We start from the raw sequence: 13,894 nt of genomic DNA, 5'->3' as shown, positions 1-13,894 counted from the left end.
AGTGAGCTTGTGCTGATGGCGGAGGATGGCACCCTCTGTCGAATCGACCTTGGCTGCCTCGCCCGCTTCCGAACCCTGCGCTCCGGCCAGGAGCGGCGCTGTAGCCGCCGCGCCGGCGCCGCGCGCAGCCCGGCCAACGTGCTGCTCGCCGACTGGGACGGGCGGTTCTACCTTGTGCCTCGGTCCCAGTTCGGATTCCCCGCCCGGCAGCGAGGGCAGCCCCCGCCGGGGCACACCGCGGCTCCCTAGCCGCAGCGGCGCGGCCAACTTCGACCGCCTCTGCCAGCAACGTGGCTGGTTCAGGACTCGACCGGCCCGTCTAAACGTCTGCGATGCCGGAACCCGCTGCAACCCGCCGGGGCAAGGATGCCAATGGCTCGTCAGCTGATCCTCGTTGCCGACGACGACGCGCCAACACGGCGCTGGTTGCGTCTCATCCTGGAACAGGACGGGTATGCGGTCGTCGAGGCGGCTAGCGGCCGCCAGGCGCTCGCGGCGGTTGCGGCTCACTCGCCCTGCCTGCTGCTGCTTGACCTCAACATGCCGGACATGAACGGCTTGCAGGTGTGCGCTGCCCTTGTACGGCGTCGCCTAACCATTCCCGTGCTCCTCCTCACCGCCCAGCGGCTGCCCCCGGCCACCATCGCCGGACAGCGTGCCTTCATCTACCTGCGCAAACCGGTAGATGAGGATCGGCTGCTGGCCGAGGTTGCGCGGCTCGTTGCCTGAACGCCCCGGCCGCCGGCTCCGATGTCGAACGATACGCACGCCGTTCTGCCGGCACAAAATCGTGTCAACGTCGAAAAATAGTTGTATGCGTGCGATATGCGCTGGCAATCCTGTCTCCCGCTTTGTAGACTGGCCTCGCTCGCGTCGCCCGCTCGGCGCCTTGACGGCAGAAGCGGCGCTGATCAAGCGTTTCGGGCGGCTATGCTGCGGCGTTGAGCGTTGTCGTGGATCGGATAGTAAGCCTGAGGGAGAGCAGAGATGGCGACGATCATCGATGTCGACAAGGTCACCCAGGCGTTCGACTACTTATCGGAGACTGACAAGGGCCGCAACGCCCTCGCTCAGCTCCACAACGCGCTGAATTCCTTCCAGAAGGAGATTCAGCCCACGGTCAACCGCGGCGAGTTCATCTACATCTGCCGCGGCCTGATGGACGGCCTGAACGTGCACGAGCAGCCGCCGGCGGCCGAGGTCAGCGGCTACAACTACTCGCAGATTCCGGCCGCCCTGTTCGCCAACCAGCCCGGCGCCGTGACGCATGCCCAGCTCGGCAACAACGCCGTCGTCTCGGGCTTGAGCCGCGTGAACCTCTCGGGGTTCAACATCCGTTTCGTCGCCTAGGCAGGCAGCCACATGGAACTGGTGGCGATCCCCGGCGGCGTGCTGCGGATGGGATCGACCGCCGCCCAGGTGGAGGCCTGTGTCGCCACCTGGAGTCCACGGCTGATCGATCCCACGTGGGATGTCGAGCGCTTCCGGCAGTGGATCCTGAAGGAGTTCCCTCAGCATCCAGTGCGCGTTGCACGCTTCGCACTGGCGCGCTTTCCCGTCACCAACCGCGAGTATGCCGCTTTTCTCGCCGTGACGGCGCGCGCCCTGCCGGAATCGCTTGCCGCCGCCGAGCCGGACGATCACCCGGTCTGGGGTGTCTCCTGGGACGACGCGAACGCCTACGCCGCCTGGCTCTCGGGCCGGAAGGGCCGGGTTCTGCGCCTGCCGACCGAGGCCGAGTGGGAATTCGCCGCGCGTGGCGATGCGGACCGTGAGTATCCATACGGCGACGCCTTCGATCCCGCACTGTGCAACACCGTCGAGTCGGGCATCGGTCACACGACGCCGGTCGATCGCTACCCGTATGGCGCCTCGGCGTTCGGCATCTGCGACCTCGCCGGCAACGTCGAGGAGTGGACCGCCGACTGCTACGCGCCATATCCCGGCGGCAGGTTCATCGCGGACGACCTGGTCCGCCTGGTAGGCCCGGAATACCGGATTCTACGCGGTGGTTCCTTCGCGCTCGGCGGCGATCTGGCGCGTTGCGCTCGCCGGCATGGCCGGCATCCCGGCGCCTTGTTTCGTTTCACCGGTTTTCGCCTGGCCGCGGACGAGGCGTAGGCGGCCGCGGCCCGCACCGTTTCAGGCTGCGCTCGTCGGCTGTTTGCTGAGGATCTGGGGGAGGGTGTTCGCATGCTCGCTGCGCGCAAGTTCGAGACATTCTGCGTTGAGCCGAAGGAACGCTGGGCTTTCGGCGGCACCTTCTCCGGCCAGATCGTCGCCGTCGAGATCGAGACCTTCGCGGTGATGGGCGAGGTGCAGGCGCACGCCGGCACGATCATCGCCATGGCCGCCCACGCCAGGCTGCCCTATATCGCCTGCCTCTCGATGGACCGCACCGTGTCCGTTTGGCGCTACAACGAGAAGGGCCACCTCTTTCCCGTCATGACCTGCTCCATTCGCGACGTGCGGCCGTCCAACGACGACGGCGTGGTCGGCTTCGTGCAGTCCAACTCGCAGACGATCGCCTTCCACGGCACGCTGCCGCGCATCGTCACGCGCAGCGGCAACGCCGGCCTGCTCGAGCTGGACTTCGACGACGACGGCACGGTGTCCGTCGTGCGCTGCGTGCGCCTGCACGGCGACATGGACATCGTCACCGCCCGCTACGCCGGTGAATCGAGCCGCGTGCTGAGCGGCGACGGCGAGGGCGTCGTCATCCTCTCCGAGGAGGGCGAGGAGCTGAAGCGCTGGCAGGTGGCCGACCGCAGCATCCACTGGTTCGAGCACCTGGGCGGCGCCACCTATCTGCTGGCCAGCGACGCCTGCCTCGTCGCCCGGCTCGACCTCTACAACGGCGAAGCGCCCGCGATCGGCTCGCCCTTCACGCGCGACGATCTGGAGCAGGTGACGTACAATCCCGTCTCCGGCCGCGCCTTCGCCGCCAGCTTCGACCGCAACATCTACGAGGTCGATCCGCGGACGCTGGAGCCGCTCGGCGTGGTCTACAAGGCGCCGTTCAAGTGCCGCTGGCTGAAGTCGCTGCAGCGCGACCCTTCGATCCTGCTGGTGCAGGTGCGCGACGGCGGGCTGCACAAGGTCGACCTGGAGAGCGGCAAGGCGCTGGCGGTGATCAAGGACACGCCCGAGGCGCTGTGGACTGCGGTGAGCACGCCGGCCGGCGACATCCTGCTCTCCGGCGAAGGCGAGGCGGTGACGCGCCTGCAGATCAACGGCACGGCGAACACCGCGCGCAAGCCCGTCTTCTCCGCGCTGCGCGTGCCCGTCGGCGCGCTGCAGCCCGGCGCCTACACCAAGCGCATGGTGTACCAGACGTCGACGGGCCGGCTGGTGCTCGGCCGCACGGACGGCGACATCGTCGTCGGCGAGGACGGCGCCTTCCGCCGCCTGACCAACCTCGGCTCCGCCGTGCGCGACCTGGCCGTGGCGCCGGAGGGCGATGCCCTGTTCGTCGCCTGCGAGGACGGCCACGGCTACCGCGTCGATCTCGGCAGGGGCGAGCGACTGCTCGACTTCTCCGCGCCGCACGGCAAGGCGCTCTGGTCGCTCGCCCACAACCCCACGCGCAACCTGGTCGCCTTCCTCGAACGCAACGGCACGCTTTCCGTGCTCGACGCGGACGACTTCACGCCCATCATCGCGGATGTCGTCACCAGCCGGGCGAAGCGGGCCAAGTGGCTCGACGCCGACCGGCTGCTCTACTCGCACAGCGAAGAGCTGCACGAGCTGAATGTCGTCAGCGGCGCCACGCGGGCGCGCGTCACGCACGCGGGCAACACGATCGAAGACTTCATCTGGGACGGCGGCCAGAACTATCTGGTGCTGATCTGCTACACCTGCATGCTGCTGCTGTACGACTTCAGCACGGACCAGCTGCTCAGCGTCGTGCCGGACCAGATCGATTACTCCAAGGGGCTGATCTGGGTCGATACCAAGGCCGACCCGCGGCTCTATCCGCTCGACTTCCTCACCTTCGGCCGTTCGGGCACCGCGCATCACTTCCGCATTCATGACGAGAAGATCCTGGCGCTGGGCCCCGTCAATGCCGGTCCGATCCTCAAAGCGATGCCGGCGCCTGAACTTGTGAGCGTGCGATCGTGATACGTCATCGCTCTCCCGTCAGCGGCGTCGATGCCTGGGGCGGGCGCTACGTCGCCACCGCCGGCTACGACAGCCAGCTCATCCTCTGGGACGCGGTTAAGAAGACCAGCTTGACGCGCGCCAACCACGACCACCTGGTCAACCAGTGTCGCTTCACGAACTGCGGCCGCTACCTCGTCAGCAGCAGCAGCGACTACACGGCCCGCGTCTGGACGGTGCCCGATCTGCGGCTCGTCTCCGTGCTCAACGGCCACGACGACGACGTGGAGATGGCCGTGCCCAGCCCCGACGGCGAGCAGATCGCTACCGCCTCGCGCGACCATGACGTGCGCATCTTCGCGCGCGGGGGCGGGCTGCGCCACCGGCTGCGCGGCCACACCGCCGACGTGATCTCGGTGGAGTGGATCCGCGAGGGCCGTGAGCTGGTCTCCAGCAGCGACGACGGCACGGTGCGACGCTGGTCGGCCGAGAGCGGCGCTGCGCTGCAGACGGTGGACCTCGGCGGCATCGAGTCGGACACCGTGGTCTACGCCGATACCGGCGTGCTCTACGTCGGCAACGACACCGGCGAGATCGTGCCGATCCGCGACGGGGTCCGGCCCGCGATCCACGCCCACAGGTCCGGCATCAAGCGGCTGGTCTACCATGCCGCGACGCGCACGCTGCTCAGCGCCAGCTACGACCGCACGATTCGCCTCTGGGACGTGCTGCCGGACGGCGGCCTGCACTCCCGTCACGAGGCGGAGGCGCCGCCCTCGATCTGGCTGCGCTCGGCCGCCTTTGCCGCGCCGGACCGGCTCGTGTTCGGCACGTTCGGCAGCGGCTATGCCACGTATGACGTGGCCCGCGGCGCCTGGGATCTCGGCCTGGTGGACGACACGCCGGGCACCAATGCGGTGCGCTGCGCCGGCGGCGCCGTCTACACGGTCGGCGACGCTGGCGTCGTCTGCCGTGACGGCCGGCCACTCAGCGACCTCGGCAGCCTCTGCAACTTCCTCGGCGAGTGGCGCGGCCGCGTCGTCACCGGCGGGCACCTGGGCATTCTCTTCGACGCGGAGAGCGGCGCGGCGCTGCATCAGCACTGGTCGCCGCTCAACTGCTGCGCGAGCTTCACACGCCACGGCGAGGAGCACCTGATCGTCGGCGCCTACACGGGCGAAGGGCTCGTCTTCCGCACGGACGCCGACGGCGCCCCGCGGCTCGTCGCCACACTGAAGCTGCACGACAACGCGATCAAGGGGCTGGCCTGCAACGGCGCTCAGATCTTCAGCGTCTGCGCCACGGGCGCCGCCGCCTGGCACGCGATCGACGGCTTCGCCTGCGAGCGGCGCGTCGAGCACGCGCACGAGAAGATCAGCAACGGCGCCGCCTGCCTGCCCGACGGCCGCTTCGTCAGCGTCAGCCGCGACCGCAAGCTGCGCATCTGGTCAGCGGAGGGCGTGGCCTCGGTAATCCCCACGCCGCACGACCATTCGGTGAAGTGCGTCGCCGTCTCGCGCGATGGCTCGCTGATCGCCGCCGGCGCCTACGACGGCAAGGTCGCGCTCTACGACTGGCGGCGGGGCGAGTGGCGGCACACGGAGCGGGCCAGCGCCTTCGGCATCTCCTCGGTGGCGCCGGCGGCCGATGGTGATGGCTTCCTCGCCAGCTCCTACGACGGCCAGGTGTACGCCGTGCGCACGGCGGTCGCCGCCTCCTCCGAGGCCGTATGACGAGCGAACAGGACCCCGCCAACCAGTTCTTCGAGCTGGCCACCGTCTACCGGCTCTCGGCGCTGCTCTTCGCCGCCCTGGAGCTGGACGTGTTCTCGCTGATCCCGGCGGCGGGCGCGCCGGCGTCCGCGATTGCGCGGGCGCTGGGCGTCGAAGAGGAGCGGCTGCGCCTGCTGCTCAATCCGCTGGCCGGCATGGGCATTCTCACCCTGCGCCAGGACGGCGGCTTCGCGCTGCCGCCTGCCTTCGCCGCCCTGCTGGCGCACGGTCCGGAGTACCGCGGCGATCAGTTCCTGCGCCACAAAGAGGCGGCGGGGCACTGGCTGCGGCTGGCCGAGATCGTGCGCGGCGACGGCAGCAGCCCGGCCTATTACGGTGAGCTGCTGCAGAGCGCCTCGGTGCAGCCGTATTTGGAAAGCATCCGCCGCACCAACCGGCCCCACGCCGAGGCGATGCTGCGGCGGCTCGCGGACCTGATCCCCCGGCTGCGCCGCGTGCTCGATCTCGGCGGCGGCCACGGCTACTACGGCGAGCGGCTGCTGGAGCTGAACCCGGCGCTGCGCGTCACGGTGCTCGACGTGGAGCAGAGCATCGCCTACTGCCGCGAGCGCCAGCAGGACAATCCCAACCGCGAGCGCTTCGACTTCCTCGTGGGCGACGCGCGCACGCATGATTTGGAGAACGCGTTCGACCTGGTGCTGATCAACGACCTGCTGCACTACTTCCCCATGCCGGAGAAGGCGGAGATCGTGCGGCGCGGCGTGCGGGCGTTGGCGCCCGGCGGCACGCTGGCGCTGATGAAGGTGCGGCTGGACGCGGCCGGCGTGCGCCCGCCGTCCTCGGCGCTCTTCTCGCTGATGGTCTTCGTCAACACGCAGTGCGCCTGGCTGGAAAGCGATGCGGAGGCGGAGGAGCTGCTGCGCCAGGCGGGCCTGCGCGAGCTGCGCACGCTGCAACTGCACGAGGAGCGCACGTTGCTGCTCGGCGTCCGCTGAGCCGCCTGGCAGCGCAGAGTTCCGCTGAGTCGGGCCATCCCACACGAGAGGCGAGGGTTTCATGACGATCGGTGAAGGCGTCTCGACCGCGATCCCCGGCGGCCTCTGGCAGGCGACGGCCGCGAGCGAGATCGTCTCCGGCTGGACGAAGGAGCTGATGGCGGCGTACGGCGGCCGCGAGCTGTATGACGCGCCCGACTCGATCGTCTTCGGCGCCGGCTATCCCGATCTGCCCTCGCAGCCGCTGGCGGGGCTGGCCGCGGCGGCACGCGCCGCGCTGGAGAAGGACGGCTCGTTGGCGCTGCAGTACGACGACAAGCGCGGCAACCTGCTGCTGCGCGGCTGGCTGGCCGAGCGCTTGCGGGCACAGGAAGGCATGGCGGCCGGGCCGGAGAACTTCTTCCTCACCTGCGGCAGCAACCAGGCGATCCAGCTCATCCCCACCGTCTTCCTCAATCCCGGGGATGGGGCGCTGGTGGAGCGACCGACCTACGGCGGCGCCCTCGACGTGATGCGCAGTTGCGGGGCGGCGCTGGCCGGCGTGGAGATGGACGACGGCGGCGCGATCCCGGCGTCGCTTGAGCAGGCGATCGAGCGGTTGACGGGAACCGGTCATCCGCCGCGGCTCTTCTACACGCAGCCGACCATGCACAACCCGACCGGCCTCACCGCCCCGCTGGAGCGGCGCGAGGCGATCGCCGCGATCTGCGACCGCCACCGCGTACTGATCATGGAGGACGACGCCTACGGCGAGATCCGGGTGGAGGGCGAACGGCTGCCATCCTACTTCACGCTCACGGGCGGCCACGGCGTGCTGCGGCTCAGCACGATTTCGAAGATGCTGGCCACCGGTCTGCGCGTCGGCTGGGTGACGGGCCGCGCCGACCTGATCGCCGTGCTGCATGCCCTGCCGGCGGAAGGCAACATCAGCCCGCTGATCACGCGCATGGTGGCCGAGTTCTGCCTGAGCGGGGGGCAGGACGCGCACCTGCAGCGGGTGATTCCCCTCTACCGCGAGCGCCGCGACCGGCTGCTGGCGGCGCTGGCGCAGCAGTGCACGCCCTACGCCACCTGGACGCGGCCGGAGGGCGGCTTCTTCCTCTGGTTGACGCTGGCGCCCGGCATCGACGGCGTGCGGCTGAACGCGGCGCTGCGCCGCGAGCACGTGGAGGCGCGGCGCGGCGGGCCGTACTACCTCGACCGCGAGGACGGCCTGCACCTGCGGCTCAGCTACTCGATGCTCGCCGTGCCAGAGATCGAGGAAGGCGTGCGCCGGTTGGGCCGGGCGCTGGCCGCGTCAATGCGTTCCTGAGGCCGGCGAGTCCACGCTCACGACGCCGCTGCCGCCGTCCACGCTGATGCGGGCGCCGTCCGGAATCACGCGCGTCCCGACTTTGGTGCCGACCACGCAGGGCACGCCGTACTCGCGCGCCATCACGGCGCAGTGCGAGAGCGCGCCGCCGGTGTCGGCGACGATGCCGCCCAGCGCCGGAAAGAGCGGCGTCCAGGCCGGCGTCGTCATGTCGCAGACGAGGATGTCGCCGGCCTGGATGCGCTCGGCTTCACTCAAAAGCCGCACCACGCGAGCCGTGCCGCTGACGACGCCCGGCGCCGCCGGCAGGCCGCGCAGGCCGCCGGCCTTCTCTTGCCCTGGCAGCTCGGCGCCGACGTCATCGCCGGCCAGGTCGTGCCGCGCACGCTCCGGCGGCGCGCCGCCGAGCAACGCGGGCGGCGTGCCGCCGCGCCAGCGCTCCATCTCCTCGCGGCGCCCGTGCGCTGTTTCGCCCCGCGGCGTCGTGTCTCCATCGAGGAAGGCGCGGATCTCGTCGACGGTCAGGTAGATCACGTCGTCGCCGTGCGCCAGCACACCGGCCGCCGCCATGCGCTGCCCGGCCTCGACGAAGGGCAGGCGGGCGAGCGAGAGGAACTTCTGATCGAGCACGAGATTGTGGTTCTCCTGCAGGCGCGGGCCGTGCTTGACCAGGTCGTAGATGGTCATGAACTCTTCCAGGCCGTCGCGGTTCGCGGCAAGCCGTGCCAGCGCCTCGGCCAGCCGTGCCTCGGCCCGCTGCGCCTGCCGCCGCTGCCCCGCGGCCGGGTCAAGCTCCGTCAGCAGCATCAGCCGCACGCTGTCCAGCGCCCGCCAGGGTTCCTCCGCCCATGATTTGTCGGCGATGTCGAAGTTGTCTTTGCGCCAGCCGTAGGCTGCCACGTACTCGCGCAGGGTGCGGAAGAAGGCGCGGCCGCCCTCGAGTTCGGGCAGGCGGACGTAGACCTCGGCGCCGGGACGGCTGAGGATCGCGTCGCGCACCGGCGCCGACGCCTCCTGCGCCAGATGCCAGAGGCGGCTCGCCGCTTCGACGGAGAGGTTGTGCTCGCCCTGGATCAGCTCCAGCGCCTCGATCTCGGAGAAGCCGAGCAGCCGGGCGCACAGATCGGTCAACACGCCGGTGATGTGCCAGCCGAACATCAGCGATCCGTGGATCTCCCACATGCGTTCAGATGCCGCGATCGTCCAGCCGGCCAGCTCGTTCAGTTCGGCGTTCGAGAGGCGGGGGTAGGGCGTGCCGAGCAGACGGCTGCTGGCGGCCTCGACCTCCGGCTGGAACTCCTGCTCCCAGCGTTGCGGCATCAGCACCGCGCGCTCGAAGGTGGCGCGCTGGATCGCATCGACCGCCGCCGGCAGCCGGGGGAAGTCGTCGTCCCACGCCTGGTAGAGAAACGTGTTGAGGCGCAGCGAGCGCACGGACACCGGCTGGCCGATCGCCTGCATGCCGCGCGTCATGCCCGGGTCGAAGCTCAGCCGGCAGAGGTCCATCCCCAGCGGGCTGATCGGGCCGGGCATGTGCTTCTGGTCCCAGCGCCACGAGAGCCCGGCGTCGTCGGGACTCTCCCAGGTAACGGGAAACGCGTCGGGGGCGCCCTCGGCGGTCCTCGCGCTGAAATTTGCTGTCATCGAAGCTGCTCCTTCGTCGGCGCGGCCGGCCGATCAGCTGCCGGGGCGGAACGGCGCGCCGTCGAGTTGCCGGTGCGTTACGTTCCGGTGCGCCATGGCGGCCAGCCGCGCTCGGGCTGCGTCAGCTCGTAGAGTACGCCGTCGGGGCCACGGAAGTAGGTCCAGGCCTCGCCGCTGGGCTCCTCGATCACCTCGCTGACGAACTCGACGCCGGCCGCCTCCAGTTCCCGGCGCGCCGCGTGGACGTCGTCCACCTCGAAGCCCAGCACCGGGCAGCCGTGCAAGGGGAAGTAGCGCGAGGCCGGACCGAACACCTCGAACTGCTGCCCGGATGGCAGGCGGAAGCCCGCGGCCATCCTCGTCGTGTCGGTCTGGTTCGGGGAGAGGCCCATCACTTCGCTGAAGAAGCGCACGGTGCTGGCGAAGTCGTGCGTGCGCACCCCCGCCCAGCGAATCCTCTGGACTTCCATCCCGCCGTCTCCTCCCACTGAGCCGTGAGACTTCAGGCTGCCCGGCCGGGAAGAGACGAGCGATGGCCGCCGGGATGCTCACAGCTCGAAGGCGCTGCGCTCATCATAGAAGCTGCCGCGCAGCGGCGCGGGTCTACCGGCTGCCGTGGCGGCCGCGCTCTGCCGCCAGCGGGCGGCGCCCTGCTCGTAGAGGGGCAGCGGCACCAGGCGGAAGTCGATGCTGATGCGGGTGAAGGCTTCGAAGTTTTCCGTCGTGGCGTGCAGCACGCGCGCGTCGAAGACGAGCAGCTCGCCGTAGTCGATTTCGAGCGGGCGGCAGATGCCTACAACTTCGTCCTGGAACGCCTGCTCGGTGGCCAGCATCTCGTAAAAGCGCGGGCGGCTGCCGATGAACGTTGTCGCGTCCAGGCCCTGTTCCGCGGCGAAGCGCAGGAGCAGCGGCGTGCTCTGCTCCAGCGTTGAGATATGAAACGCTGCTGTACCCCGGCAGCGGGTCAGCGGCAGCCAGCAGTTGATCTGCTCGAACGGGTCGCCCACGAGGATGTCGTTGTGATGGGCGAGCAGTTTGCCGTCGGGCGCTCGGTAGCGCAGGGGCAGCGACGCCGGCACGTGGAAGCGTAGGAATGGGTTCACTTCAAACACCACGTCGAACTGCAGCAGATCGCGCGCGATGAGCTTGACGAGCCGGTGGTACGCCTCCCTGATCGCTGGATTGCCCTGGACGGTCGGCGGATCGACCAGCTCCTGGAGCGGCGCAACGCGCCCGCGGCGCACCCGCTCGTGAAAGCTCTCGAAGGGAAGCGGCACGTCGATTATGCCCGCTTCCTGCAACGCGGCAGCGATCCGTTCGCGGATCTCGATCTGCGCTGTGGGAAAGGCAAGCCGCTGCATCCCGCCCGCGATCACGGGCGCCCGCGTCAGCAACTCCTCGAGCGGCCGGTCGACGCTGAGCGCCGTCATAGCCTTCCCTCCCGCGGTGGAGACTCAAGCGGCTTCGTTGGGCCATCGTAGTGAGCCCGGCGCGAGGGGGTCAACGGCGCCCGGCGATTTGGTGATGCGTCTTTCCACCACAAATCGAAGGGAGTGGCACGCAGCCGCCAGGAGAGGCAGCGGCCATCCGGGACCGGCAGAACTGCGGCGCAGTTGGAACCGCAACGGTTCCTGTCTTGCCCTACCCGACAGACGGTGATACGACCCGGTCATACGCTGGCGCAGGGTGCCGCGCAGGGGGTCTGAGCGATGTGGTGGCAGCACTGGCTCTGGGGCTTCTGGAACGGTCTCACGGCGTGGATTGTGCTCATCGTTCATGCCTTCGGCGGTTGGCGCGGCTTTCCCCTTTATGATCTGACGAAGAAGGGTAATTGGTACGATTTCGGCTTCCTGCTGGGCGCGGGTTCGCCCTTCCTGGGCGCATTCGGCGGCAGCAGGCGGCGGCGCGACCGCGGCTGAGCACGCGGCAGGTTGAGCTGATCGGGCCGCCGACCAGCGGCCGTGCCTGCCCGCCCCGAAGGGCTTCGGCGCGCAGCGAACCTGCTCGTTCGGAGCGCGCGGCGGACCCGCCGGTCTGCTCGGCGTGGCCTGAGCGGCCCGTAGCGGAAACCATCTCCACCACCGGCAGTTCATGCCCTGCTAGGGCCACGGCGACCGTTTGGAACCTGCGGGCGAAAGTACGCGGATCGCCGAACGACTCCACCTAAACCGCGATGACGCCTGTAGCGTCGTCGTCCTCCGAGGAGTGCACGAGGTCGGCGGTAGAGACGTCGGCCTTGTTGCCGGCGGCCACGAAGCTGGAGATGCCGAGGTTGTGCCGCGCCGCGCGGTCCAGGATCGCCACCCCAGCGCGGCCGGCGTCACGCGGGTGGACAACGACCTCACGGTCGGCCACCGGCTTGAGTGAGCGGCATTGAGCTGAATTGCCCGGCATTCGGCCGAAAGGCGACCGGCAGGGCGGAAGCGAGCAGCTTCCGCCCTGCCGGTCCCAAGGCCGCCTGGGCAGCGCCGGCCAATCGGGCATACTGAACATAGCGGCGAACTGCACGCGCGGCCGCGGTGCGGCGTGGAGGTAGGTCGTCGTGAGCGCTGATGAAGGGTTGGTACTCCAGGCAGTGGCCGCCGCCAGCGAGGCAGTCGGTCCGCCACCTTCGGTCGCCAGGCGCGGCCTGACCTCGGCCGAAGCAGCCGAGCGCGCCCTGCGCGGCCTCTCCAACCGCGTGCCACGCCGCGAGCGCTCCGACCTCGCCATCCTCCGCGCCAACGCCACGACCTTCTTCAACCTGGTGCTCGGCTCGCTGGTGGCGACGCTGCTGGTGCTGGCGGTGGTAGATCGCAACGCCGGCCTGGCGCAGGATGCCGGCTTCGTCGGGCTGGTGGCGATCGCGAATATCGCTGTCGGCACGTTCCAGGAGATCCGCGCGGTGCGCATGCTGCGCGGACTGGTTGCCATCACCGCGCCGCAGGCGCTGGTCGTGCGCGACGGCGAACCGCGGCGTATCGCGGCCGAGGAGGTCGTGCAGGGCGACCTGATCGCCCTGCGCCCCGGCGATCAGGTTGTCGCCGACGGGCCGATCGTCTCCGGAATGGCTGAGATCGACGAGTCACTGCTGACGGGCGAAGCGAAGTCGGTGGCCCGGCGCGAGGGAGCGCGACTGCGATCGGGCAGCTTCTGCACGGCCGGCACCTGCTGGTACACGGCCGAGGCGGTGGGCGGGAGCGCCTACGCCCAGCAGCTTACCTTCGAGGCGCAGACGCTGGTGCGTCGCCTCACCCCGCTGCAACTCCGTTTCAACCGCATCCTGCGCGTGCTGCTCACGGCGACCATGGTGCTCGGCGTGCTGCTGCTGATCTCCTACAACGTGGCGGATCGCGGCTTCGCCGAATCGGTGCGGGCGGCGACGGCTACCATCTCGTCGGTCGTGCCGGAAGGGCTGCTGCTGAGCATGACCGTCGCCTTCGCCATCGGCGCGGTGCGTGTCTCGCGGCGCGGCGCCATCGTCCAGCAGATCGCGGCCGTCGAGGCGCTCAACTACGTCGATGTCGTGTGCCTGGACAAGACCGGCACGATCACGGCCAACGTCCTCAGCGTCGCCGACGTGCGGTGGCGCGAAGTCGAGGACGACCTCCTTCCCTGGCTCGGTGCCTTCGCCGCCGCCAGCGAGGGCGAGAGCCGCACCGCGGATGCGCTGGCGGCGGCCTTCGCGCACCGCTCAAACGGCGCCGAATCCGCCGAAGGCGTGCCCTTCAGCTCGGCACGGCGTTGGAGCGCCCGCACGCTTACTCTGCACGACGTGCGCCGCACCTTCCTGCTCGGCGCCCCGGAGACCGTGCTGCCGCTGTGCGCGGGTGGCGCCGAAGACCTGGAGGCGGCCTACCGCGATGTAGTGCAGGCGGGAAAGCGCGGCGTGATCTTTGCCGAGGCCGCCGCGATCGCCGGCGACGCGGTGGCGCAGCCGGTCCAGGCGCTGGCGCTGATCGTCCTCGCCGATGCGCTGCGGCCGGAGATCGGCACAGCCTTCACGACGATGGCAGCACTCGGCATCGAGCCGAAGATCATCAGCGGCGACAACCCGCAGACGGTGGCGGCGCTGGTCGCGCAGCTGGGGATCCGGCTGCGCGGCGATGTCATCTCCGGCGCGGAGCTGG

13 protein-coding genes are annotated in these 13,894 nt (G+C 69.8%); 9 read left to right on the top strand and 4 right to left on the bottom strand.

Features of this window, described 5'->3' with window-relative positions; all coding sequences use genetic code 11:
* The first annotated feature begins 372 nt into the window (after positions 1 to 372).
* The 7 genes from VKV26_13175 (at position 373) to VKV26_13145 (ending at position 8,141) form a co-directional block, all read left to right on the top strand.
* The gene (locus VKV26_13175; protein ID HLZ70847.1) at positions 373 to 729 is read left to right on the top strand and encodes a response regulator; all 357 of its coding nucleotides are present in this window, start codon (positions 373 to 375) and stop codon (positions 727 to 729) included.
* Between the two features lie 258 nt (positions 730 to 987).
* The gene (locus VKV26_13170; GenBank protein ID HLZ70846.1) at positions 988 to 1,350 is read left to right on the top strand and encodes a hypothetical protein; all 363 of its coding nucleotides are present in this window, start codon (positions 988 to 990) and stop codon (positions 1,348 to 1,350) included.
* Positions 1,351 to 1,362: 12 nt separating this feature from the next.
* Positions 1,363 to 2,121: an SUMF1/EgtB/PvdO family nonheme iron enzyme gene (locus tag VKV26_13165; protein HLZ70845.1), complete on the top strand. Its 759-nt coding sequence runs from the start codon at positions 1,363 to 1,365 to the stop codon at positions 2,119 to 2,121.
* Positions 2,122 to 2,193: 72 nt separating this feature from the next.
* Positions 2,194 to 4,122 (top strand): WD40 repeat domain-containing protein, encoded by a 1,929-nt coding sequence (locus tag VKV26_13160; protein ID HLZ70844.1) that lies wholly within the window; start codon positions 2,194 to 2,196, stop codon positions 4,120 to 4,122.
* Positions 4,119 to 5,834 (top strand): WD40 repeat domain-containing protein, encoded by a 1,716-nt coding sequence (locus VKV26_13155; GenBank protein ID HLZ70843.1) that lies wholly within the window; start codon positions 4,119 to 4,121, stop codon positions 5,832 to 5,834. The genes VKV26_13160 and VKV26_13155 overlap by 4 nt, the downstream gene beginning before the upstream one ends.
* Complete coding sequence (locus VKV26_13150) at positions 5,831 to 6,829, top strand: class I SAM-dependent methyltransferase (protein HLZ70842.1); 999 nt, start codon at positions 5,831 to 5,833, stop codon at positions 6,827 to 6,829. The genes VKV26_13155 and VKV26_13150 overlap by 4 nt, the downstream gene beginning before the upstream one ends.
* A 61-nt stretch (positions 6,830 to 6,890) precedes the next feature.
* Complete coding sequence (locus tag VKV26_13145; protein HLZ70841.1) at positions 6,891 to 8,141, top strand: PLP-dependent aminotransferase family protein; 1,251 nt, start codon at positions 6,891 to 6,893, stop codon at positions 8,139 to 8,141.
* Here VKV26_13145 and VKV26_13140 read toward each other — a convergent pair.
* From VKV26_13140 to VKV26_13130, 3 genes are all read right to left on the bottom strand, one after another.
* Complete coding sequence (locus tag VKV26_13140; GenBank protein ID HLZ70840.1) at positions 8,127 to 9,785, bottom strand: PEP-utilizing enzyme; 1,659 nt, start codon at positions 9,783 to 9,785, stop codon at positions 8,127 to 8,129. The genes VKV26_13145 and VKV26_13140 overlap by 15 nt on opposite strands.
* A gap of 77 nt (positions 9,786 to 9,862) precedes the next feature.
* Positions 9,863 to 10,255, bottom strand: a complete 393-nt coding sequence (locus VKV26_13135) for a VOC family protein (protein HLZ70839.1) — start codon at positions 10,253 to 10,255, stop codon at positions 9,863 to 9,865.
* Positions 10,256 to 10,333: 78 nt separating this feature from the next.
* Positions 10,334 to 11,215, bottom strand: coding sequence for a hypothetical protein (locus tag VKV26_13130; protein HLZ70838.1), 882 nt, complete (start codon positions 11,213 to 11,215; stop codon positions 10,334 to 10,336).
* Positions 11,216 to 11,494: 279 nt separating this feature from the next.
* Here VKV26_13130 and VKV26_13125 point away from each other — a divergent pair, with 279 nt between their 5' ends.
* Positions 11,495 to 11,704 (top strand): hypothetical protein, encoded by a 210-nt coding sequence (locus VKV26_13125; GenBank protein HLZ70837.1) that lies wholly within the window; start codon positions 11,495 to 11,497, stop codon positions 11,702 to 11,704.
* 244 nt (positions 11,705 to 11,948) lie between these two features.
* Here VKV26_13125 and VKV26_13120 read toward each other — a convergent pair whose 3' ends face one another.
* Complete coding sequence (locus VKV26_13120; protein HLZ70836.1) at positions 11,949 to 12,140, bottom strand: hypothetical protein; 192 nt, start codon at positions 12,138 to 12,140, stop codon at positions 11,949 to 11,951.
* A gap of 187 nt (positions 12,141 to 12,327) precedes the next feature.
* Between VKV26_13120 and VKV26_13115 the strand changes: the two genes are divergently transcribed.
* A partial coding sequence (locus VKV26_13115) for an HAD-IC family P-type ATPase (protein ID HLZ70835.1) occupies positions 12,328 to 13,894 on the top strand: 1,567 nt, incomplete at its 3' end.

The sequence above is a fragment of the Dehalococcoidia bacterium genome, from assembly GCA_035310145.1.
Classification (GTDB): Bacteria; Chloroflexota; Dehalococcoidia; order CAUJGQ01; family CAUJGQ01; genus CALFMN01.
The sequence above is the reverse complement of the archived record's forward strand: the minus strand, read 5'-3'. Positions and strand labels throughout refer to the sequence as shown.

Excerpts from the sequence above, each read along its gene's own strand:
- VKV26_13125 (HLZ70837.1), top strand. The coding sequence starts at position 11,495 with ATGTGGTGGCAGCACTGGCTCTGGGGCTTCTGGAACGGTCTCACGGCG.
- VKV26_13165 (HLZ70845.1), top strand. The coding sequence starts at position 1,363 with ATGGAACTGGTGGCGATCCCCGGCGGCGTGCTGCGGATGGGATCGACC.
- VKV26_13150 (HLZ70842.1), top strand. The coding sequence starts at position 5,831 with ATGACGAGCGAACAGGACCCCGCCAACCAGTTCTTCGAGCTGGCCACC.
- VKV26_13160 (HLZ70844.1), top strand. The coding sequence starts at position 2,194 with ATGCTCGCTGCGCGCAAGTTCGAGACATTCTGCGTTGAGCCGAAGGAA.
- VKV26_13145 (HLZ70841.1), top strand. The coding sequence starts at position 6,891 with ATGACGATCGGTGAAGGCGTCTCGACCGCGATCCCCGGCGGCCTCTGG.
- VKV26_13135 (HLZ70839.1), bottom strand. The coding sequence starts at position 10,255 with ATGGAAGTCCAGAGGATTCGCTGGGCGGGGGTGCGCACGCACGACTTC.
- VKV26_13175 (HLZ70847.1), top strand. The coding sequence starts at position 373 with ATGGCTCGTCAGCTGATCCTCGTTGCCGACGACGACGCGCCAACACGG.
- VKV26_13170 (HLZ70846.1), top strand. The coding sequence starts at position 988 with ATGGCGACGATCATCGATGTCGACAAGGTCACCCAGGCGTTCGACTAC.
- VKV26_13140 (HLZ70840.1), bottom strand. The coding sequence starts at position 9,785 with ATGACAGCAAATTTCAGCGCGAGGACCGCCGAGGGCGCCCCCGACGCG.
- VKV26_13130 (HLZ70838.1), bottom strand. The coding sequence starts at position 11,215 with ATGACGGCGCTCAGCGTCGACCGGCCGCTCGAGGAGTTGCTGACGCGG.